The sequence below is a fragment of the Serratia sp. BNK-33-b genome (genome assembly GCF_048684565.1).
Lineage (GTDB): Bacteria > Pseudomonadota > Gammaproteobacteria > Enterobacterales > Enterobacteriaceae > Serratia > Serratia marcescens.
In genome coordinates this window covers 1,987,114-2,006,246 of sequence record NZ_JBLQTZ010000001.1, presented here as the reverse complement: position 1 = coordinate 2,006,246, position 19,133 = coordinate 1,987,114, and the positions used below count along the sequence as shown (strand labels likewise).

The 19,133-nt window shown below is 58.9% G+C and carries 20 protein-coding genes; 9 read left to right on the top strand and 11 right to left on the bottom strand.

All coding sequences use genetic code 11. The annotated features are described in order from the left end of the window. The first annotated feature begins 50 nt into the window (after nucleotides 1-50). Together znuC and znuB are read left to right on the top strand one after the other, a co-directional pair. A complete protein-coding gene (gene znuC, locus ACMGGK_RS09575; RefSeq protein WP_420276850.1) occupies nucleotides 51-809 on the top strand; it encodes a zinc ABC transporter ATP-binding protein ZnuC in 759 nt (252 codons plus the stop codon). Next, complete coding sequence (znuB, locus tag ACMGGK_RS09570; protein WP_049299179.1) at nucleotides 806-1,591, top strand: zinc ABC transporter permease subunit ZnuB; 786 nt, start codon at nucleotides 806-808, stop codon at nucleotides 1,589-1,591. Before znuC ends, znuB begins: the two co-directional genes overlap by 4 nt. Before the next feature lie 61 nt (nucleotides 1,592-1,652). Here the strand turns inward: znuB and ruvB are convergent, their stop codons facing one another. From ruvB to ACMGGK_RS09535, 7 genes are all read right to left on the bottom strand, one after another. Then, nucleotides 1,653-2,657: a Holliday junction branch migration DNA helicase RuvB gene (gene ruvB / locus ACMGGK_RS09565; protein WP_016927437.1), complete on the bottom strand. Its 1,005-nt coding sequence runs from the start codon at nucleotides 2,655-2,657 to the stop codon at nucleotides 1,653-1,655. Nucleotides 2,658-2,676: 19 nt separating this feature from the next. After that, nucleotides 2,677-3,291 (bottom strand): Holliday junction branch migration protein RuvA, encoded by a 615-nt coding sequence (gene ruvA, locus ACMGGK_RS09560; RefSeq protein WP_016927436.1) that lies wholly within the window; start codon nucleotides 3,289-3,291, stop codon nucleotides 2,677-2,679. 112 nt (nucleotides 3,292-3,403) lie between these two features. Further along, on the bottom strand, nucleotides 3,404-3,925 hold the full coding sequence (ruvC, locus tag ACMGGK_RS09555) for a crossover junction endodeoxyribonuclease RuvC (RefSeq protein WP_004932367.1): 522 nt from the start codon (nucleotides 3,923-3,925) through the stop codon (nucleotides 3,404-3,406). Nucleotides 3,926-3,982: 57 nt separating this feature from the next. Then, nucleotides 3,983-4,726: a YebC/PmpR family DNA-binding transcriptional regulator gene (locus ACMGGK_RS09550; protein WP_004932370.1), complete on the bottom strand. Its 744-nt coding sequence runs from the start codon at nucleotides 4,724-4,726 to the stop codon at nucleotides 3,983-3,985. A gap of 19 nt (nucleotides 4,727-4,745) precedes the next feature. Further along, the gene (nudB, locus tag ACMGGK_RS09545) at nucleotides 4,746-5,192 is read right to left on the bottom strand and encodes a dihydroneopterin triphosphate diphosphatase (RefSeq protein ID WP_004932373.1); all 447 of its coding nucleotides are present in this window, start codon (nucleotides 5,190-5,192) and stop codon (nucleotides 4,746-4,748) included. Next, a complete protein-coding gene (aspS, locus tag ACMGGK_RS09540; RefSeq protein ID WP_016927435.1) occupies nucleotides 5,192-6,976 on the bottom strand; it encodes an aspartate--tRNA ligase in 1,785 nt (594 codons plus the stop codon). The genes nudB and aspS overlap by 1 nt, the downstream gene beginning before the upstream one ends. A gap of 74 nt (nucleotides 6,977-7,050) precedes the next feature. Continuing rightward, on the bottom strand, nucleotides 7,051-7,242 hold the full coding sequence (locus ACMGGK_RS09535; protein WP_033632845.1) for an FmdB family zinc ribbon protein: 192 nt from the start codon (nucleotides 7,240-7,242) through the stop codon (nucleotides 7,051-7,053). A 254-nt stretch (nucleotides 7,243-7,496) separates the two neighbouring features. On the opposite strand from ACMGGK_RS09535, the gene ACMGGK_RS09530 reads away from it, so the two are divergent. From ACMGGK_RS09530 to cmoB, 5 genes are all read left to right on the top strand, one after another. Further along, entirely contained in the window at nucleotides 7,497-8,075 is a 579-nt protein-coding gene (locus ACMGGK_RS09530) for a hydrolase (protein ID WP_033634190.1), read from the top strand. 53 nt (nucleotides 8,076-8,128) lie between these two features. Beyond that, on the top strand, nucleotides 8,129-8,944 hold the full coding sequence (locus tag ACMGGK_RS09525; protein ID WP_143778342.1) for a DUF72 domain-containing protein: 816 nt from the start codon (nucleotides 8,129-8,131) through the stop codon (nucleotides 8,942-8,944). Between the two features lie 102 nt (nucleotides 8,945-9,046). Next, nucleotides 9,047-9,442 (top strand): MAPEG family protein, encoded by a 396-nt coding sequence (locus ACMGGK_RS09520; RefSeq protein WP_004932387.1) that lies wholly within the window; start codon nucleotides 9,047-9,049, stop codon nucleotides 9,440-9,442. 102 nt (nucleotides 9,443-9,544) lie between these two features. After that, nucleotides 9,545-10,288, top strand: a complete 744-nt coding sequence (gene cmoA / locus ACMGGK_RS09515; protein ID WP_033640101.1) for a carboxy-S-adenosyl-L-methionine synthase CmoA — start codon at nucleotides 9,545-9,547, stop codon at nucleotides 10,286-10,288. Further along, nucleotides 10,285-11,256 carry a tRNA 5-methoxyuridine(34)/uridine 5-oxyacetic acid(34) synthase CmoB gene (cmoB, locus tag ACMGGK_RS09510; protein WP_033640100.1) on the top strand — a complete coding sequence of 324 codons (972 nt, stop codon included), beginning with the start codon at nucleotides 10,285-10,287 and terminating at the stop codon, nucleotides 11,254-11,256. The genes cmoA and cmoB overlap by 4 nt, the downstream gene beginning before the upstream one ends. Nucleotides 11,257-11,293: 37 nt before the next feature. Here cmoB and ACMGGK_RS09505 read toward each other — a convergent pair whose 3' ends face one another. The 3 genes from ACMGGK_RS09505 to cutC form a co-directional block, all read right to left on the bottom strand. Continuing rightward, nucleotides 11,294-13,138: an FKBP-type peptidyl-prolyl cis-trans isomerase N-terminal domain-containing protein gene (locus ACMGGK_RS09505; protein WP_420276849.1), complete on the bottom strand. Its 1,845-nt coding sequence runs from the start codon at nucleotides 13,136-13,138 to the stop codon at nucleotides 11,294-11,296. Next, a complete protein-coding gene (locus ACMGGK_RS09500) occupies nucleotides 13,135-13,539 on the bottom strand; it encodes a hypothetical protein (RefSeq protein ID WP_028127482.1) in 405 nt (134 codons plus the stop codon). Before ACMGGK_RS09500 ends, ACMGGK_RS09505 begins: the two co-directional genes overlap by 4 nt. Nucleotides 13,540-13,969: 430 nt before the next feature. Further along, nucleotides 13,970-14,728, bottom strand: a complete 759-nt coding sequence (gene cutC / locus ACMGGK_RS09495; RefSeq protein WP_049299189.1) for a copper homeostasis protein CutC — start codon at nucleotides 14,726-14,728, stop codon at nucleotides 13,970-13,972. A 101-nt stretch (nucleotides 14,729-14,829) separates the two neighbouring features. On the opposite strand from cutC, the gene ACMGGK_RS09490 reads away from it, so the two are divergent. After that, the gene (locus ACMGGK_RS09490) at nucleotides 14,830-15,978 is read left to right on the top strand and encodes a MalY/PatB family protein (protein ID WP_016927428.1); all 1,149 of its coding nucleotides are present in this window, start codon (nucleotides 14,830-14,832) and stop codon (nucleotides 15,976-15,978) included. On the opposite strand, the gene ACMGGK_RS09485 is transcribed toward ACMGGK_RS09490, so the two are convergent. Next, nucleotides 15,975-16,541 (bottom strand): VOC family protein, encoded by a 567-nt coding sequence (locus tag ACMGGK_RS09485; protein WP_016927427.1) that lies wholly within the window; start codon nucleotides 16,539-16,541, stop codon nucleotides 15,975-15,977. The genes ACMGGK_RS09490 and ACMGGK_RS09485 overlap by 4 nt on opposite strands. Before the next feature lie 828 nt (nucleotides 16,542-17,369). Here ACMGGK_RS09485 and argS point away from each other — a divergent pair. After that, nucleotides 17,370-19,100 carry an arginine--tRNA ligase gene (gene argS, locus ACMGGK_RS09480; RefSeq protein WP_016927425.1) on the top strand — a complete coding sequence of 577 codons (1,731 nt, stop codon included), beginning with the start codon at nucleotides 17,370-17,372 and terminating at the stop codon, nucleotides 19,098-19,100. Nucleotides 19,101-19,133: the final 33 nt, after the last annotated feature.

Sequence of the window (19,133 nt, the reverse complement as noted above, 5' to 3'; positions counted from 1 at the left end):
AAGGCGTGATATTATAACATTCGCTTCGTTCTGCAACCTGTAATCTCGAGATGTCTACACTGATAACGCTAAAAAATATCTCCGTCGCCTTCGGCAGCCGCAAGGTGCTGTCGAACATTTCCCTCAGCCTGCAACCCGGCCGTATTCTCACGCTGCTTGGCCCGAACGGCGCGGGCAAATCCACGCTGGTGCGCGTGGTGCTGGGATTGGTCAAACCGACCGCCGGCACGCTGGAGTGTGAGCCCGATCTGCGCATCGGCTATGTGCCGCAAAAGCTGCACCTCGACGCCACCCTGCCGCTGACCGTCAGCCGTTTTATGCGTCTTAAACCTGGCGTAAAGAAAGCCGACATTTTGCCGGCGCTCAAGCGCGTGCACGCCGCCCACCTGCTCGACCAGCCAATGCAAAAGCTCTCCGGCGGTGAAAACCAGCGCGTGCTGCTGGCGCGAGCGCTGCTGAACAAACCGCAGCTGCTGGTGCTGGACGAACCCACGCAAGGGGTGGACGTCAACGGCCAGCTGGCACTGTACGATCTGATCGATCAGCTGCGTAAAGAGCTGGGCTGCGCCGTGCTGATGGTGTCGCACGATCTGCATCTGGTGATGGCGAAAACCGACGAAGTACTGTGCCTCAATCAGCACATCTGCTGCTCCGGCGCGCCGGAGGTGGTGTCGATGCATCCTGAATTCATCGCCATGTTCGGCAACCGCGGCGCAGAGCAACTGGCGGTGTATCGCCACCATCACAATCACCGCCACGATCTGCAGGGAAGAATTGTCTTGAAGAAAACCGGGAGCCGCGAAGCATGATTGAACTGTTACTTCCCGGCTGGCTGGCCGGCGTGTTGTTGGCTAGCGCCGCCGGGCCGCTGGGTTCCTTCGTGGTCTGGCGCCGCATGTCCTACTTCGGCGACACCCTGGCGCACGCCTCGCTGCTCGGCGTCGCCTTTGGTCTGCTGCTGGACATCAATCCCTTCTATGCGGTGATCGCCATTACGCTGCTGTTGTCTTTGGCCCTGGTGTGGCTGGAACGTCGCCCGCAGCTCTCGGTGGATACGCTGCTCGGCATTCTGGCCCACAGCGCCCTGTCGCTGGGGCTGGTGGTGGTGGCGTTGATGTCCAACGTGCGGGTCGATCTGATGGCCTATCTGTTCGGCGATCTGCTGTCGGTCACGCTGAGCGACATCGTGATGATCGCCGGCGGCGTCGCCGTGGTGCTGTTGGTGCTGTGGTGGCAGTGGCGCGATCTGCTGTCGATGACCATCAGCCCTGAGCTGGCGCACGTCGACGGCGTCAATCTGGCGCGGGCACGCACCGTGCTGATGCTGGTCACCGCCTTGACCATCGGTCTGGCGATGAAATTCGTCGGCGCGCTGATCATCACCTCGCTGCTGATCATCCCTGCAGCCACCGCTCGCCGCTTCGCGCGCACGCCGGAGCAGATGGCGGGCGTCGCGGTGCTGCTCGGGATGGTGGCGGTTACCGGTGGCCTGACCTTCTCGGCGTTTTACGATACGCCTGCCGGCCCTTCGGTGGTGCTCTGCGCCGCCGTGCTGTTCACGCTGAGCCTGTTTAAAAAACAGCAGGCTTGATTAAAGCCGGGATATGACAAGGGCCGCATCTGCGGCCCTTTCTTATTGGCGGATTAAAAATTTACTCTTCGCGTTCGAGACCAAAGTGCCGGTAGGCATGCTGCGTCGCCAGGCGGCCGCGCGGCGTGCGCTGGATAAAGCCCTGCTGGATCAGGAACGGTTCAATCACGTCTTCGATGGTTTCGCGCTCTTCACCGATCGCCGCCGCCAGGTTGTCCAACCCGACCGGGCCGCCGGTAAACTTGTCGATAATCGCCAGCAGCAGTTTGCGATCCATATAGTCGAAGCCTTCGGCATCGACGTTGAGCATATCAAGCGCCTGCGCCGCCACCGAACCGCTGATCACGCCGTTGGCGCGCACTTCAGCGAAATCACGCACCCGGCGCAACAGGCGGTTGGCGATACGCGGCGTGCCGCGCGCGCGGCGGGCCACTTCATGGGCGCCCTCGTCGGACAGCTCCAGCCCCAGGCACCCGGCGCTGCGCGAGACGATGTGCTGCAGATCCGCCACCTGATAAAACTCCAGCCGCTGGACAATGCCGAAGCGATCGCGCAACGGCGAGGTCAGCGAACCGGCACGGGTGGTGGCTCCCACCAACGTGAACGGCGGCAGATCGAGCTTAATCGAACGCGCCGCCGGCCCTTCACCGATCATGATATCCAGCTGATAGTCTTCCATCGCCGGATACAATACTTCTTCCACCACCGGTGACAAACGGTGAATTTCGTCGATGAACAACACGTCGTGCGGTTCGAGGTTGGTCAGCATCGCCGCCAGATCGCCCGCCTTCTCCAGCACCGGGCCGGAAGTGGTGCGCAGATTCACGCCCATTTCGTTGGCCACGATGTTGGCCAGGGTGGTTTTCCCCAGCCCCGGCGGGCCGAAGATCAGCAGGTGGTCGAGCGCGTCGCCGCGCTGCTTGGCCGCCTGGATGAAGATCTCCATCTGCTCGCGTACGTGCGGCTGACCCACGTATTCGGTCAGCAGCTTGGGACGAATGGCGCGATCGAGGACTTCTTCCTCATTGATCGGTTCGGCGGAGATCAGGCGATCGGCTTCAATCATTATCTACCTCTTAGCGGCCTTACAAAGCAGCGCGCAACGCGTCACGGATCAGGGTCTCGCAGTCGGCACCCGGCTTGGCAATTTTGCTGACCATGCGGCTGGCTTCCTGCGGCTTATAGCCCAGCGCTACCAGCGCCGAGACCGCTTCGGCCTCCGCGTCAGCCTCAGGCGCTTTCTCCGCGGCGGACGGCAGGCTGATCTCGCTGCTGCTGTTGAACAGATCGCCGTTCAGCCCTTTGAAGCGGTCTTTCATCTCTACCACCAGGCGCTCGGCGGTTTTCTTGCCTACGCCCGGCAGCTTGACCAGCGCGGTGATCTCTTCGCGCTCCACCGCACTGACGAACTGCTGCGCGGACATGCCTGACAGGATGGCGAGCGCCAGTTTCGGCCCGACGCCGTTGACCTTGATCAGCTCGCGGAACAGCGCGCGCTCCTGCTTGTCGTTGAAACCGTACAGCAGCTGCGCATCTTCACGCACCACGAAGTGGGTAAACACGATGGCCTCTTGCCCCAGTTCCGGCAGCTCGTAAAAGCAGGTCATCGGCATGTGCACTTCATAACCCACACCGTTCGCCTCCAGTAACACCAGCGGTGGCTGCTTTTCCAGAATATTTCCTCTGAGACGACCTATCATTTACCCTCCTGCAGAATGACCGGGCATGGCGCCCTGCCATGCCGTTGCTGGTAAAGCTTATAACATAAAAAAGGCTGGATGAATATCCAGCCTGAGCAATCATCGCTTCGCGTCAGCGCAAACGCCCGCGCGCCAGGTTCAACCGCCCTTCGCTCATCCGCAGCACGTTCTGGCTGAGATGGCAATGGGTGATGGCGATGGCCAGGGCATCCGCGGCATCCGCCTGCGGGTTGGCCGAGAGTTTGAGCAGCGAACGCACCATGTGCTGCACCTGCGCCTTTTCGGCTGCGCCGGTGCCGACCACGGTTTGTTTGACCTGCCGCGCCGCATATTCGAACACTTCCAGATTCTGATTCACCGCCGCGACAATCGCAACGCCGCGCGCCTGACCGAGCTTGAGCGCCGAATCCGGGTTCTTGGCCATAAATACCTGTTCGATGGCGAAGAAATCGGGCTGAAACTGGGTGATGATCTCGCTGACGCCGGCGTAAATCAGCTTCAGCCGCGTCGGCATGTCGTCCACCACCGTGCGGATGCAGCCGCTGGCGATATAGCTCAACTGACGCCCCTGCTGGCGGATAAGGCCATAGCCGGTGACGCGCGAGCCGGGATCGATACCGAGTATGATCGCCATATCTACATCCACCTTGCATGCACGGCGCCGCCGAACGGCGGCGCCCGTTTTACCGGATTACAGCGTCGCCGCCACTTCGTCGGAGATTTCACCGTTATGGTAAACTTCCTGCACGTCGTCGCAGTCTTCCAGCATATCGATCAGGCGCAGCAGCTTAGGCGCGGTTTCCGCGTCCATGTCGGCCTTGGTCGATGGGATCATCGACACTTCCGCCGCTTCAGCTTCGAAGCCCGCCGCGGTCAGCGCGTCTTTCACCGCGCCCAGGCTTTCCCAGGCGGTGAACACGTCGATGGCGCCATCGTCATAGGTCACGATGTCTTCCGCACCGGCTTCCAGCGCCGCTTCCATTACGCTGTCTTCATCCAGGCCCGGTGCGTAGGTGATCACGCCCTTCTTGGTGAACAGATAAGCCACGGAACCGTCGGTACCCAGGTTACCGCCGCATTTGGTAAAGGCGTGACGCACTTCCGCCACGGTGCGGTTGCGGTTGTCGCTCAGGCATTCGATCATGACGGCGGTGCCGCCAGGGCCGTAACCTTCATAGATGATGGTTTCCATATTGGTATCATCATCGCCGCCCACGCCGCGCGCGATCGCGCGGTTCATGGTGTCGCGCGTCATGTTGTTCGACAGCGCCTTGTCCATCGCCGCGCGCAGACGCGGGTTGGAATCCGGATCGCCGCCGCCCAGCTTCGCGGCGGTGACCAGCTCACGAATAATCTTGGTGAAAATTTTACCGCGCTTGGCGTCCTGCGCCGCTTTACGGTGCTTTGTGTTGGCCCACTTACTATGACCTGCCATAAAAAATCTCCGAAAAAAACTACTGGACTGAATTGATCACGAACTCTTCAATCGCCTGCTGATTGCTCCACGACTTGGTCAACTTCACGGCCTCGGCCGCCTCAAGCCATTGGTAAGCGTGATGCTCGGTAATTACCGGATCGCGCTCCTCGGGCAACGCCAGACAGAACCAGTGCTCTTTATTGCGCGTGGTTCCCGGCGCATAGCGATGTCGCAAATGGACAAAGAGTTCAAACTCCACGCAGCGCTGGCAATCGAACAACGGCAGGTGCTCTGCTTCGATATCGATGCCCACTTCTTCCATGACCTCACGCCGTGCGGCATGCGGCGGCGACTCATCCTGTTCCAGGCTGCCGGTGACCGACTGCCAGAACTCGGTATCGTCGCGCCGCTGTAACATCAGCACCCGACCACTGGATTTCGCGTAAATCACTACCAGGATAGATTCAGGGCGCTTGTAACTCATCACTCGCTCTCTTGTTCCGCACCGGCTTTCTTTACCACACTGATCGCCAGCTCCTGCAGCGACGCCGGGTTGGCGAAGCTCGGGGCGTCGGTCATCAGACAGGCCGCCGCGGTGGTTTTCGGGAAGGCGATCACGTCGCGGATATTGTCGGTGCCGGTCAGCAGCATCACCAGACGGTCCAGGCCGAAGGCCAGGCCGGCGTGCGGCGGCGTGCCGTACTTCAGCGCGTCCAGCAGGAAGCCGAACTTCTCGCGCTGTTCGTGTTCGTCGATGCCCAGAATGCTGAATACCGTCTGCTGCATTTCGCTGCGGTGAATACGCACCGAACCGCCGCCCACTTCGTAACCGTTGATCACCATGTCATAAGCGTTGGCGATAGCGTTGACCGGCGCGGCGGCCAGCTCTTCCGGGCTCATGTCGCGCGGCGAGGTGAACGGGTGGTGCATCGCCGCCAGGCCGCCCTCTTCGTCTTCTTCGAACATCGGGAAGTCGACCACCCACAGCGGCGCCCAGCTGTCGAGTTGGGTCAGCCCCAGATCGCGTCCCAGCTTCAGGCGCAGCGCGCCCATCGCATCGGTGACAATCTTGAAACTGTCTGCGCCGAAGAACAGGATGTCGCCGGTCTGCGCGTCGGTGCGCGCCAGGACAGCTTCCAGCACTTCCGCGCTGAGGAATTTGGCGATCGGGCTTTGCACGCCTTCCATGCCGGCGGCGCGGTCGTTGACCTTCAGCCAGGCCAGGCCTTTGGCGCCGTAGATGTTGACGAAAGCGCCGTACTCATCGATCTGCTTGCGGGTCAGCTGTGCGCCGCCCGGTACGCGGATCGCCGCCACGCGGCCTTTGGCGTCGTTGGCCGGGCCGGAGAACACTTTGAACTCGACGTCCTTGACCAGGTCGGCCACGTCCACCAGCTCCAGCGGGTTACGCAGGTCCGGCTTGTCGGAACCAAAGCGACGCATCGCTTCGGCGAAGGTCATGACCGGGAAATCGCCCAGATCCACGCCCTTCACGTCCAGCCACAGTTCACGCGCCAGTTTCTCCATCACTTCACGCACCTGCTCGGCGGTCATGAAGGAGGTTTCGACGTCGATCTGGGTGAATTCAGGCTGACGATCCGCACGCAGATCTTCATCGCGGAAGCATTTGACGATCTGGTAGTAACGATCGAAGCCGGACATCATCAGCAGCTGTTTAAACAGCTGCGGAGACTGCGGCAGCGCGTAGAATTTGCCCTTGTGCACGCGGCTCGGCACCAGGTAATCGCGGGCGCCTTCCGGCGTCGCCTTGGTCAGCATCGGCGTTTCGATGTCGAGGAAGCCGTGGCTGTCCATGAAGCGACGCACGAAGCTGGTGATTTTGGCGCGAGTCTTCAGACGCTCGGCCATTTCCGGGCGACGCAGATCGAGGTAACGGTATTTCAGGCGCGCTTCTTCGCTGTTGACCTGGTTGGAGTCCAGCGGCAGCGGCTCGGAGCGGTTGATGATCTCAAGCGCGTGGGCAAACACTTCCACTTCGCCGGTGGCCATATCTTTATTGATCTGGCTGTCCGGACGCGCACGCACGGTGCCGACGATCTGGATGCAGAACTCATTGCGCAGGTCGTAGGCCTTGTCGAACGCCACTTTCTGGTCCGGATCGAAGAACACCTGCACGATGCCTTCGCGGTCGCGCATATCAATAAAGATCAGGCCGCCCAGATCGCGACGACGATTGACCCAACCACACAGAGTGACTTCCTGGCCCACGTGGGACAGATTCAACTGCCCGCAATATTCAGTACGCATACGCTATCCTTTTACACAGCCGATGCCGCGCCGGGCTACTGCGCCCCTGTCGCGCGGCTGTTATCTGATAAATTCTACTTGTTACCCGGTTTAAAATCCGTCGCATACCAGCCGGTGCCCTTAAGCTGGAAGCCGGAGGATGAGATCAACTTGGTCAACGCGGGCTGCCCACACGCCGGGCAGTCTGCCAGCGGCGCATCGGAAAATTTTTGCAATTTCTCTAACCGATGGTTGCAAGCACCACATGCATATTCATAAATCGGCATAGGTCGTTGGATTAAAGAGTGTTGAAAAAAGGGAGTCATTATAAAGGAAATTCATCCGCCCGATAAGTGCGAACACAGCATTGTTACTGCACTAAATGGCGCGTTTTTGTCCGAATCAACACATCGGTTAACAAATTTCCCATTAACCTGCGACAGTTTTTTCACGTAGCCTGATTCTCCCCCGGTTTTGCGCCGAACGCAGCTCGTCCGACGCGCCGAACAGTTTTTATCCACTTCGCAACGAGATGAAATCCATGCTGAAACTTGACGCCCAAACCACCGCTCTGGTGCTGATCGATTTGCAAAACGGTATTCTGCCCTACGCCGGCGGCCCGCACGGCGCCGACCAGGTGGTGGCGAACGCCGCCCTGCTGGCCGCGCGTTTTCGCATGCTGGGCGCGCCGGTGCTGTTGGTGCGCGTCGGTTGGTCAGACTCCTTCGCCGAGGCGCTGAAACAACCGGTGGATAAACCGGCTCCCGCGCCCGCCGGCGGTTTGCCGGCCACCTGGTGGGAGTTCCCCGCGCCGCTGGCGGTCTGCGATAACGATATTTTGATCACCAAGCGCCAATGGGGCGCCTTCTACGGCACCGATCTGGACTTGCAGCTGCGCCGTCGCGGCATCAAATCCGTAGTCTTGGGCGGCATATCCACCAATATCGGCGTGGAGTCCACCGCCCGCGCCGCCTGGGAACACGGCTATGAGCTGGTGATCGCCGAAGACGTCTGCAGCGCGCAGAACGCGGAAATGCACCGTTTCGCGTTCGAACACATCTTCCCGCGTTTGGCGCGGGTGCGCGACACCGGCGAAATTCTTGCCGCGCTCGACCGGTAACGTTAAGTTGTAGCCTGATAATCCAAGCACAAGTAAAGGAAGACGACGCCGTGATCTACATCGGACTGCCGCAGTGGCAACATGCAGCCTGGAACCGTATCGGGCTGCGTGATTTGGCGGATTACAGCCGCTACTTCAACTGCGTGGAAGGCAACACCACCTTCTACGCGCTGCCGAAACTGGACATCGTGCAGCGCTGGCGCGACATGACCGGCGACGATTTTCGCTTCTGCTTCAAATTCCCGTCGGACATCAGCCACAAGGCCGCCCTGCGCAACTGCGCCGCCGAGCTGCAGGCGTTTTACCACTGTCTGAGCCCGGTGCATCAGCGCATCGGCCAGTTGTGGCTGCAGCTGCCCGCCGCCTTCGGCCCCGATGAGCTGCCGCGCATGTGGCAGTTCTTCGAAAGCCTGCCGCAGGAATTCACCTACGGCGTAGAAGTGCGTCATCCGGCGTTTTTCGCCAAGGGCGAGGAAGAGCGCGCGTTGAATCAGGGGTTGCACCAGCGCGGCATCAATCGGGTGATCCTCGACAGCCGCCCGGTGCATTACGCCGCCCCCAACACCGCTGCCGTACGCGATGCCCAGCAGAAAAAACCGAAGCTGCCGGTACACGCGCTGGTCACCGCCGACCAACCGTTGGTGCGCTTTATCGGCGGTGACCAGTTGGCCGATAACCTGCGCTGGTTCGAAGCCTGGCAGCAAAAACTGCCGCAGTGGCAGCAACAGCATCAGCCCTATCTGTTTATTCATACGCCGGACAACGGCGATTCGCCCCAGCAGGCGCAAAAAATTTGGCAGCAGTTGCGCCTGGCGATCCCTGATTTGCCTGCGCCGCCAGACTGGCCAGAACAAGATGCACTGTTTTGACCTATTAATCTGACCAATAACATCAAATATTTCCCCGCGACAGTGAATACAATGACGGCTATGATGCTGACTGCCAGTTTTGGTTAGGGAACGGAGTTAAAAATGGTAAGCGCGCTTTATGTGGTGCTCGGCGCATTGTTGTTGATCAAACTCTCTTATGACGTAGTCAGATTAAGGATGCAGTACCGCGTAGCCTACGGCGACGGCGGTTTCTACGAATTGCAGACCGCCATACGCGTGCATGGCAACGCCGTTGAATACATTCCTATCGCTGCCGTATTGCTGGTGATCATGGAAATGAACGGCGCGGAAATCTGGATGATTCACCTCTGCGGCCTGATGCTGATGGCCGGGCGGCTGGTGCATTACTACGGTTTACGCAACCGTGAGGTTCGCTGGCGCCGTTCCGGCATGGCCGCGACCTATATCTCTTTGTTGTTGATGGTTCTGGCAAATATCTTCTATCTGCCTTGGGATCTGATTTTCAGCCTGCACTGATCCCGTTTTATCATCAGGCGGCCGCGCCGCCTGCTTCCGCTCCGCTTTTTTGCGCTTTTCTGTTAGACTACGCAGCTTCGAATTCTGAACTGATTTGCCGCTATGCCAAACCGCGATACCCTTTTCTCCGCCCCCATCGCCAAACTGGGCGACTGGACCTTCGACGAACGCGTCGCCGAAGTGTTTCCCGACATGATCCAACGCTCGGTTCCCGGCTATTCCAACATCATCTCGATGATCGGCATGCTGGCCGAACGCTTTGTGCACCCCGACAGCCGGGTGTATGACCTGGGCTGCTCGCTGGGCGCAGCGACGCTGTCAATGCGGCGAAATATCAAGGTGCCCGGTTGCACTATCATCGCCGTCGACAATTCGCCGGCGATGGTGGAACGTTGCCGCCGCCATATTGACGCCTTCCGCGCCGACACGCCGGTTGACGTCATCGAAGCCGACATTCGCGACATCGACATCGAAGACGCCTCGATGGTGGTACTGAACTTTACGCTGCAGTTCCTCGAGCCGGCCGATCGCCTGCGCCTGCTGGAGAAAATCTATCGTGGCCTGCGCCCGGGCGGTGCGCTGGTGTTGTCGGAAAAATTCAGCTTTGAAGACGCCGAAGTCGGCGAGCTGCTGTTCAACATGCACCACGATTTCAAACGCGCCAACGGATACAGCGAGCTGGAGATCAGCCAAAAACGCAGCATGCTGGAAAACGTGATGCTGACCGATTCAGTGGAAGCGCACAAAGCGCGTCTGCAACAGGCCGGATTCGAGCATGCTGAGGTGTGGTTCCAGTGCTTCAACTTCGGTTCACTGATCGCCCTGAAAGCGGGGGATGCGCAATGATCGAATTCGGTGATTTCTATCAGCGCATTGCCAAGAGCCCTCTCAGCCACTGGCTGGATACGCTGCCCGCACAGCTGAGCGCCTGGCAACGCGAATCGCTGCACGGCAAATTCAAGCAGTGGTTCAACTCGGTGGAACATTTGCCGACGCTGACCCCCACCCGTCTCGATCTGCTGCACGGCGTGCGCGCTGAGATGGAGCCCGGCCTGTCGCCGGGCCAGCTTGAAGGCGTCGAGAAAATGCTGCGCACCCTGATGCCGTGGCGTAAAGGGCCGTTCTCGCTGTATGGCATCGATATCGATACCGAATGGCATTCCGACTGGAAATGGGATCGCGTGCTGCCGCACATTTCTCCGCTGGCCGGACGCACCATTCTCGATGTCGGCTGCGGTAGCGGTTATCACCTGTGGCGCATGATCGGCGCCGGCGCACATCTCGCCGTAGGCATCGATCCGATGCAACTGTTCCTGTGCCAGTTCGAAGCGGTGCGCAAGCTGTTGGGCGGCGATCAGCGCGCCCACCTGCTGCCGCTCGGCATCGAGCAATTGCCGGATTTGGCGGCGTTCGACACCGTGTTCTCAATGGGGGTGCTGTATCACCGCCGCTCGCCGCTCGATCATCTGTATCAACTGAAAAATCAGCTGGTAGCTGAAGGCGAACTGGTGCTGGAAACGCTGGTGGTGGAAGGCGATCGCCACCAGGTGCTGGTGCCGGGCGATCGTTATGCGCAGATGCGCAACGTGTATTTCATTCCTTCCGCCGAGGCGCTGAAATGCTGGCTGGAGAAGTGCGGTTTCGTCGACGTGAAGATTGCCGATATGTGCGTCACCAGTCTCGAAGAGCAGCGCCGCACCGACTGGATGACCAGCGAATCACTGGCCGAATTCCTCGATCCGAACGATCGCAGCAAAACGGTGGAAGGCTATCCGGCGCCCCTGCGCGCCGTGCTGACTGCAAAAAAACCCTAGCGCTCGCTTAATCGGGCCGGCCTGCGCCGGCCCCCAGTTACCCGTTGCTGGCATCGACAATCCGCAGCTCATAGACCATCGTCGCGTTCGGCGGGATCTGCGGCGCATAGCCCGTTTCACCGTACGCCAACGCCGGCGGCACCACCATCGTCAGCGAACCGTGATTTTTCAGATGACCGATCGCCTCGCGGAACAACGGTGGATAGGCGGAGAGCGGCTGAGACATCACCTTTCCACTGCGATCCATATCCTGAATCACGCTGCCGTCGGTTAAGCTCTCTTTCACCACGATGTCTACCCGCGCGTTTTCCGCAATGGTTTCATCACCCGTATAATCGATGCGATACCAGAAGCCGGAAGGCGATTTCTGCGTGCCCTTCTTCTTTTTGAACTCGGCAACGAACGCCTCACCCTTGCTGGTCTGCGTCTTCGCCGCCTGGTTTCTGGCGTCACTCACCGCTTTTTCCGACTCCGCCAGCGCGCGGGTCAACTGCGCATCGCTCAACTGGTAATGGCCGTTGAAGGTATCGATCACGCCGGCCAGCAACATGGTTTTATCGGGTGTGATGCCCCAATTTTTACGCTCAGCCAGCATCGTTTGGATATCGCGCCCCAAGGCGACGCCGGCAGCATAGCTCTGTTGCTCCGGTTTTTTCTTCAGCGTTTTCACTTCCGGCAACCATTTGGCCCGCGATCTCAGCCCGCTCAGTTCGTCTTGCAAAGCTTGCTGAGCCTGATGGGCGGCAGCCAGCTCCGCTGCCGTTTTATCCGCCCGTTGCGTCGCTTCATCCCTCTTCTGCGCTGCCTGCGCGCTTTCCGCCGTCACCGCCGCCAGACGTTGTTCCAGCATTTTGGCCTGCTCGGTTTGCGCTTTGTTTTTTTCCTGCAGTTGCGCCAACTGCCGCTGCAGTTCCTCCGTCGCTTTGGCGGCTTCTATCGCCTGCTTTGCCAACGACGCCTGCAGGCTTTTCTCTTGTTGCTCGGCCTGCCGACGTTGGTCATCACGCTCTTTCTGCAGCTGCGCCAGCCGCTGTTGAAGCTCGCCCACCGCCTTGGCGGCTTCGGCTTTTTGTTGTTCCAGCGCCCTCTTCAGGCTTTTCTCTTGTTGCCCCCCCTGCTGTCGTTGGACGCCCTGTTCTTTCTGCAGCTGCGTCAGCTGCCGCTGCAGTTCATCCGTCAACTTGGCGGCCTCGACCTTTTGTCGTTCCAGCTCAGCGGCGGCCGCTTTTTTGTCCTGCTCATAACGCTGACGCGCTTTATCATTGGCGGTTTGCGCCGCCGCCAGCTTCTCCTCCCAAACCTGCTGCCGAACGTTTTCCGCCTGTTTGGGCAAGGCCGCCAGCCGTTGTTCCAGCAAGGCAATGCGCCGATCTCGCTCCGCGGTTTGTTGCTTTTGCCGCGCCAACGCGGCTTGCGCCTCGGCGATCTGCGCCTGAGCCTTGCGCTCCTGCGGCGTCAGGTTCAGCGCCTGTCGCACGCCGCTGGCGAAGTCGCTCAACGCGCTCAGATCGGGAGCCGGTGCCGGTTTATCGGCAACCGTCAGGGATGACGCAACGCGCAGCGCGGTCAGCTCCTGCTGCAGTGATTGAATAGCGGCTTGCTGTTGTTCCAGCCGAGTCTCTTTCTCACGCAGCGCCTTTTGCAACTGCGTCAGTTGCTTTCTCTGCGCAGCCGTTTCACGAAGTTGAACCGGCCGGGACGCCGGCTTTTGGATTTCCCGGGGCGAGGTAACTGCGGCGTCAGCCGCCGGTGCATCCTGTTGCTGGTAGCGCTCGGCAAACTGCAATAATGCAGGCACATCGTCATCCGCCACGGCCAGCGTTGGCGCAAGCGCCAGCGATATCATCAGGCTCAGCAGTGCCTTTCTCGCACGAGGGATCATTGGGCGCGTTCTCCGCGCTCAGCCAGACCGGTCATCATGGCAGAACTGATGTCTGCGCACAGACGGCTGGTGCGATAACGATACAGGGCGTCAACGGTTTCCTGCGTGCCCGTATTGATCCGCTGGCGCACGCCGGCATACTGCGCCGCACCGCTCATCAAGGTATCGAACTCGCGTTTGAATTTCTGATATTTCTCGTTATCCATGCCGCGCATGGCATCCAGTTCGCGTTGGCACTGCTGCATGCGCTCGGCCTCACGCTGCCGCTTATCCTGCTCCGCAACTTCTTCTGCGCTGGGCGGCTTACTCAATGTAGAAACGGGCCGCTTGGCGGTCTGGCAGCCGGTCAGGGCCAAGGTCAGTAAAAGCGCAGCGGTCCAACAGTGTGCCGTTCGGGTCATTATCATTATCTCCTTGTTAAGTCCGCCGCCAACGCGCTCTGCAGTCGAGCTGACGGCTCTCCTCATTGATGCTGTGATGTTCCGGCCATCAGCCAAGCCGTGTTCGGACATGAAAATGCAGACGCAGCATTGAGAGGCATGGCGCCAATAATTCACTGCATCAATGCATATCAAAAAATCATTTAATATTATGATATTTAAAGGATTTTAATTCACAAACTTATCAGCAGGGCATGACGTTCGCAAGAAGAAATGGGGGGTTGGTCGACCGAGATACCGCGTTGAAACAGGCTAATGGTCTTTACAAAACATAAAAAAAGCCCCGGCAAAACGCCGGGGCCTGGTACTTGCGTGATCGCCGAGGACTCAGTGACACGCAAAGGGGTCTTACGGCCCGGAAACCGGTTGTCAAACGCGGCTAACTGCGTGTTTATGCGCTTTGCGCCAGAGGATCAACCAAGGCCAGCGCGTTTTTCATCGCCTCCACCATTTCGCCATCCACGCAATAATGGCTAAATTCGTCAAACTCGTTATCGGAGCACATGGTGACGCCCGCCTTGCGATAACGCATGGTCGACGGCACCAGATGGCCGGAAGAGCTGTGCAGTTCATGCAGGCCGATATCGACAAACTTATGCAGATTGCTGAGGCGCACGCCGGCACCCGCCATGATCACCGGGCCTTGGCTGGCCTGGCGCAAATCGCGCAGCAACGGCAGGCCAAGTTCGGCGCTCTGCTGCTGGCCGGAGGTCAGAATGCGCGCCACACCCAGCTCGGTCAGTTGCTCCAGCGCCACCATCGGATTCTGGCACATATCGAACGCGCGATGGAACGTCACCGCCATGCCTTCGCACAGCCTCATCACTTCGCGCATGCGCGGCAGATCGATGTGCCCTTCGTCGTCCAGCATGCCAACCACCACACCGGGGAACCCCATCTCGCGAATTTGGCCGATGTCTTGTTTGATCACTTCGAAATCCACCGCGCCGTAACAGAAATCGCCACCGCGCGGGCGAACGATCGGATGCACCGGGATCGAAACCCGCTCCCGCGCCAGACGCAGCGTGCCATAGCTCGGCGTCAATCCCCCTTCGCTCTGGCTGGCGCACAACTCGATGCGATCGGCGCCCGCCCGTTCGGCCGTCAGCGCACAGTCGACGCTAAAGCAACAAACTTCCAGTTTTATCATTGTCACCCCCAGATAACGGCCAACATACGGCGGCAATTGTTCATTTCTTCATTTCTCACGTAGGCTCATGCATAGGCATAAACCGGCTCAGGGTTATCACTATGGCATTCAATTTTGATCAATGGGTAGACCGCAGTCACAGTGACAGCGTTAAGTGGGATAAATATCGCGGTAGCGACATCATCCCGCTTTGGGTCGCCGACAGCGATTTCACCTCACCGCCGGCGGTGATCGAAGCCTTGCAGCGCCGCGTAGCACACGGCGTATTCGGCTACACCCACCCATCCCCTGATCTTATTGAGGTTTTTACCCGCCGCATGGTAGAGCGCTACGATTGGCACATCAAGCCTGAATGGATCATTTTCCTGCCTGGCCTGGTGTGCGGCCTGAACCTGTGCGTGCGAGCCTGCACCGAAGAACATCAGAGCACGCTGGCCCCCTCGCTCATTTATCCGCCGTTTCGCAAAGCGGCCAAATTCGCCGGGCGTAAACACCTTTCGGTATCGCTAACAGCGGTCAACCAGCGTTGGGGGCTGGATTTTTCCTCGATGCATGATCGGCTCAACGGCAACGAAAAACTCCTGTTGCTGTGCAACCCGCAGAACCCCGGTGGCACCGTGTATCGCCGAGAGGAGCTGTTGCAGCACCACCGGTTCGCTCGCGAACACGATTTAATCGTCTGTTCGGATGAAATTCACTGCGAACTGCTGCTTGAGCCCGGCGCGCGCCATATCCCCTTCGCCACCCTGAATGAAGACGCGGCCCAACGCAGCGTGACGCTGATGTCACCGTCAAAGACGTTTAATCTCGCCGGGCTCGGCGCCTCGATGGCGATCGTCCCTAATGAGGCGCTGCGACAAAAGCTGAAACGCGCGCGCAGCGGCATCGTGCCGGAGGTCAATCTGCTGGCGCTGGTCGCCGCCCAGGCGGCCTATCAATATGGGCAACCCTGGCTGGACGAGCAGTTGATTTATCTGCGCGCCAATCGCGATCGGGTGACAGAACGCATCAACGCCATGCCGGGATTGAAGTTGTTGCCGATTGAAGCCACCTATTTGGCCTGGATCGACTGCGGCGCGTTGCCGGTGGACAATCCGCATCAGTTCTTCGAGCGCGCGGGCGTTGGATTAAGCGCCGGTTTGGATTTCGGCGATCGGCGCTTTGTGCGGCTTAACTTTGGTTGCCGATGGGCCCTGCTCGATGAAGCGCTCGATCGCATGGCGCGAGCCTGTGCGGCGCTGCCTGGCTAACCTTGTTCGCTGGCGACGATGTCTCGAATGGAATACGGATGAAACTTGATCGTGACCGTTCCGTCGGTGATGGCCAGCGTCGGGTTCGGTAGCCGCTCGCCCTCGCCTTTTGGCGAGCTTTGCTTCAGCTTGATCCCCGGCGCCAACAATGCCTCATCGGCAAGGTGGCTCAACGCCCGAGCGTACAGCGTCTGAGGATCGCCACTGAGCACTAATTCGACGTGTTCCCAGCCTTCGTGCGGATAACGCTTCTCCCCAGGATACGGCAGCTCGATGCAGTCTATCCGCCACGGCCCTACGGCCAGCGGCTGAGACAAATCGAACAGACAGATAGGCCGCCCGTTGATCATCGATTCGGATAGCAGTGTCCCGCACTGCATCAGCCCCTGGCGCCAACGTTCAGCGGTGGCATTCTGGTGACAGCGCAGGGAGATGTGATCGGCGGTGAACGCGGCCAGATCAAGCCGCAATTTGGCGGCAAATTGATACAGCGCCTGCTCGAAACGCGGCAAATCGAGCGTCAGATCGTCAAGCTCGGCAACGGTCTGCAAGGGAGTGGTCATAGAAACCTCAAAACAACGGAGCGCAAAGTTAAACGCCGTAATTTACACGGTGGCGGCAGCGCTCGCCACCGTGGCGACGTTTTTCGGCGGCGGTTCAGAATGACTTTTGGTTGCGGACGGGGAGAATAAAAACCAGTTTCTTATTAAGATGACAGCTTATTAAAGCAACAGAAAAATAAAAAATAAGATTTTTCGCAAGCCATTATACCTTCTCTTCATGACGTTATGATTTAAGTTATTTTGCACAAAACTCTCTGCACTCCATTGGTCAAGTCGATTGAATAGTCTGGTTTAATCAAACCTGATTCACTTATCGAAGTCACATAAAACCATAAGCACAACCTATTGTAAAAAAAGAAAATAAACCCCATTAATTGATGGGAAGCTAAGGATTATCTTAATTTACCCCCAGACAATTGATTCACCAAGACAACTCCGCTACTTTGGAGGAAATTTAAATTCGAGATGATCATTATGTTATTGCTGACGATATCCTTGGTGTTGATAATTATCGCCGTATACGCCATCTACCGTCATTTCAAATCACGCAGCGTCAACACGCTGGATGCCGGTCGCCGCAATAAAAAACGCTAGCTTCGCAACTCTCCCCTTCGTACATTCTGTTCAGGTCATTCTGCTTTCACCTTCCGGCAATCAACGCGCCGCACCCGACAACTGTTTCATCGCAGCGGCCGCGCCAACTGCTGACGGGCTTCGTCAGATCGGTTACAATTACAGGCTGTTTTGTGGCGGTCGCCCATCGCGCCCGCCACCGTTGAATCCCGCAGGGGCTGGCTTCAGCCCCTCGTTCGTCATTAAGGTAACCCGGTGAATATTCAGGTTCTTCTTTCAGATAAAGTCAGCCAGGCGCTGATCGCCGCTGGCGCGCCAGCCGATTGCGAAGCGCAGGTCCGCCCTTCCGCCAAGGCGCAGTTTGGCGATTACCAGGCCAACGGCGTGATGTCAGTCGCCAAAAAGCTGGGCATGCCGCCCCGTCAGCTGGCGGAAAAAGTGGTGCAACTGCTGGATCTCGGCGACGTCGCCGGTAAAGTGGAAATCGCCGGTCCCGGCTTTATCAACATTTTCCTGAACAGCGATTGGGTCGCCCGCCAGGCCGATCAGGTGCTGAACGCACCGAAGCTGGGCATTGCGCCGGTTGAACCGCAAACCATCGTTATCGACTATTCCGCGCCGAACGTGGCGAAAGAGATGCACGTCGGCCACCTGCGCTCCACCATCATCGGCGACGCCGCGGCGCGTACCCAGGAGTTTTTGGGCCATAAAGTGATTCGCGCCAACCATGTCGGCGACTGGGGCACTCAGTTCGGCATGTTGATTGCCTACCTGGAAAAAATGCAGAACGAAAATGCCAGCGATATGGGTCTGTCCGATTTGGAACAGTTCTATCGCGAAGCCAAGAAACACTACGACGAAGACGCCGAGTTCGCCGAGCGCGCGCGCGCTTACGTCGTGAAGCTGCAGGGCGGCGATCAGTACTGCCTGAAAATGTGGCGCAAGCTGGTCGACATCACCATGGCGCAAAACCAGCTGACCTATAACCGCCTGAACGTCACGCTGACCGAAGACGACGTGATGGGCGAAAGCCTGTATAACGCGATGCTGCCGGGCATCGTCGCCGATCTGAAAGCCAAAGGGCTGGCGGTGGAAAGCGAAGGCGCCACCGTGGTGTTCCTCGACGAATACCAGAACAAGGACGGTGACCCGATGGGCGTCATCATCCAGAAAAAGGATGGCGGCTACCTCTACACCACCACCGATATCGCCTGCGCCAAGTATCGCTACGAAACTCTGGGCGCCAACCGCGTTCTGTATTACATTGACTCCCGCCAGCATCAGCACCTGATGCAGGCCTGGACCATCGTGCGCAAGGCCGGTTACGTGCCGGAGTCCGTCTCGCTGGAGCACCACATGTTCGGCATGATGCTGGGCAAAGACGGTAAGCCGTTCAAAACCCGCTCGGGCGGCACGGTGAAGCTCTCCGATCTGCTGGATGAAGCCATCGAACGCGCCGAACAGCTGATCGCCGGCAAAAACCCGGACATGCCGCAAGATGAAATGAAGACCGTGGCCCGCGTGGTCGGCATCGGCGCGGTGAAATACGCCGATCTGTCGAAAAGCCGCACCACCGACTATGTCTTCGACTGGGACAACATGCTGGCCTTCGAGGGCAATACCGCGCCTTATATGCAATACGCCTATACCCGTGTGGCATCGGTATTCAAGCGCGCCGGGATCGACGAAAGCAGCCTGACACTGCCGCTGACGCTGACCGAAGAGCGTGAAATTGCGCTGGCTACCCGCTTGCTGCAGTTCGAAGAGGTGCTCACCACCGTTGCACGTGAAGGCACGCCTCACGTCATGTGCAGCTACCTGTATGATCTGGCCGGCTTGTTCTCCAGCTTCTACGAGCACTGCCAGATCCTGAACGCCGACAGCGAAGAAACCCGTCAGAGCCGCCTGAAGCTGGCGCTGCTGACCTCTAAAACGCTGAAAACCGGCCTGGATACGCTGGGCATCGAAACCGTCGAACGCATGTAAGCCGCACCGCGCGGAAAGTAAAAAGGTCGCCAA

Coding starts and splice junctions, on each gene's coding strand:
- znuC (WP_420276850.1), top strand. CDS start 51: ATGTCTACACTGATAACGCTAAAAAATATCTCCGTCGCCTTCGGCAGC.
- znuB (WP_049299179.1), top strand. CDS start 806: ATGATTGAACTGTTACTTCCCGGCTGGCTGGCCGGCGTGTTGTTGGCT.
- ruvB (WP_016927437.1), bottom strand. CDS start 2,657: ATGATTGAAGCCGATCGCCTGATCTCCGCCGAACCGATCAATGAGGAA.
- ruvA (WP_016927436.1), bottom strand. CDS start 3,291: ATGATAGGTCGTCTCAGAGGAAATATTCTGGAAAAGCAGCCACCGCTG.
- ruvC (WP_004932367.1), bottom strand. CDS start 3,925: ATGGCGATCATACTCGGTATCGATCCCGGCTCGCGCGTCACCGGCTAT.
- ACMGGK_RS09550 (WP_004932370.1), bottom strand. CDS start 4,726: ATGGCAGGTCATAGTAAGTGGGCCAACACAAAGCACCGTAAAGCGGCG.
- nudB (WP_004932373.1), bottom strand. CDS start 5,192: ATGAGTTACAAGCGCCCTGAATCTATCCTGGTAGTGATTTACGCGAAA.
- aspS (WP_016927435.1), bottom strand. CDS start 6,976: ATGCGTACTGAATATTGCGGGCAGTTGAATCTGTCCCACGTGGGCCAG.
- ACMGGK_RS09535 (WP_033632845.1), bottom strand. CDS start 7,242: ATGCCGATTTATGAATATGCATGTGGTGCTTGCAACCATCGGTTAGAG.
- ACMGGK_RS09530 (WP_033634190.1), top strand. CDS start 7,497: ATGCTGAAACTTGACGCCCAAACCACCGCTCTGGTGCTGATCGATTTG.
- ACMGGK_RS09520 (WP_004932387.1), top strand. CDS start 9,047: ATGGTAAGCGCGCTTTATGTGGTGCTCGGCGCATTGTTGTTGATCAAA.
- cmoA (WP_033640101.1), top strand. CDS start 9,545: ATGCCAAACCGCGATACCCTTTTCTCCGCCCCCATCGCCAAACTGGGC.
- cmoB (WP_033640100.1), top strand. CDS start 10,285: ATGATCGAATTCGGTGATTTCTATCAGCGCATTGCCAAGAGCCCTCTC.
- ACMGGK_RS09505 (WP_420276849.1), bottom strand. CDS start 13,138: ATGATCCCTCGTGCGAGAAAGGCACTGCTGAGCCTGATGATATCGCTG.
- ACMGGK_RS09500 (WP_028127482.1), bottom strand. CDS start 13,539: ATGACCCGAACGGCACACTGTTGGACCGCTGCGCTTTTACTGACCTTG.
- cutC (WP_049299189.1), bottom strand. CDS start 14,728: ATGATAAAACTGGAAGTTTGTTGCTTTAGCGTCGACTGTGCGCTGACG.
- ACMGGK_RS09490 (WP_016927428.1), top strand. CDS start 14,830: ATGGCATTCAATTTTGATCAATGGGTAGACCGCAGTCACAGTGACAGC.
- ACMGGK_RS09485 (WP_016927427.1), bottom strand. CDS start 16,541: ATGACCACTCCCTTGCAGACCGTTGCCGAGCTTGACGATCTGACGCTC.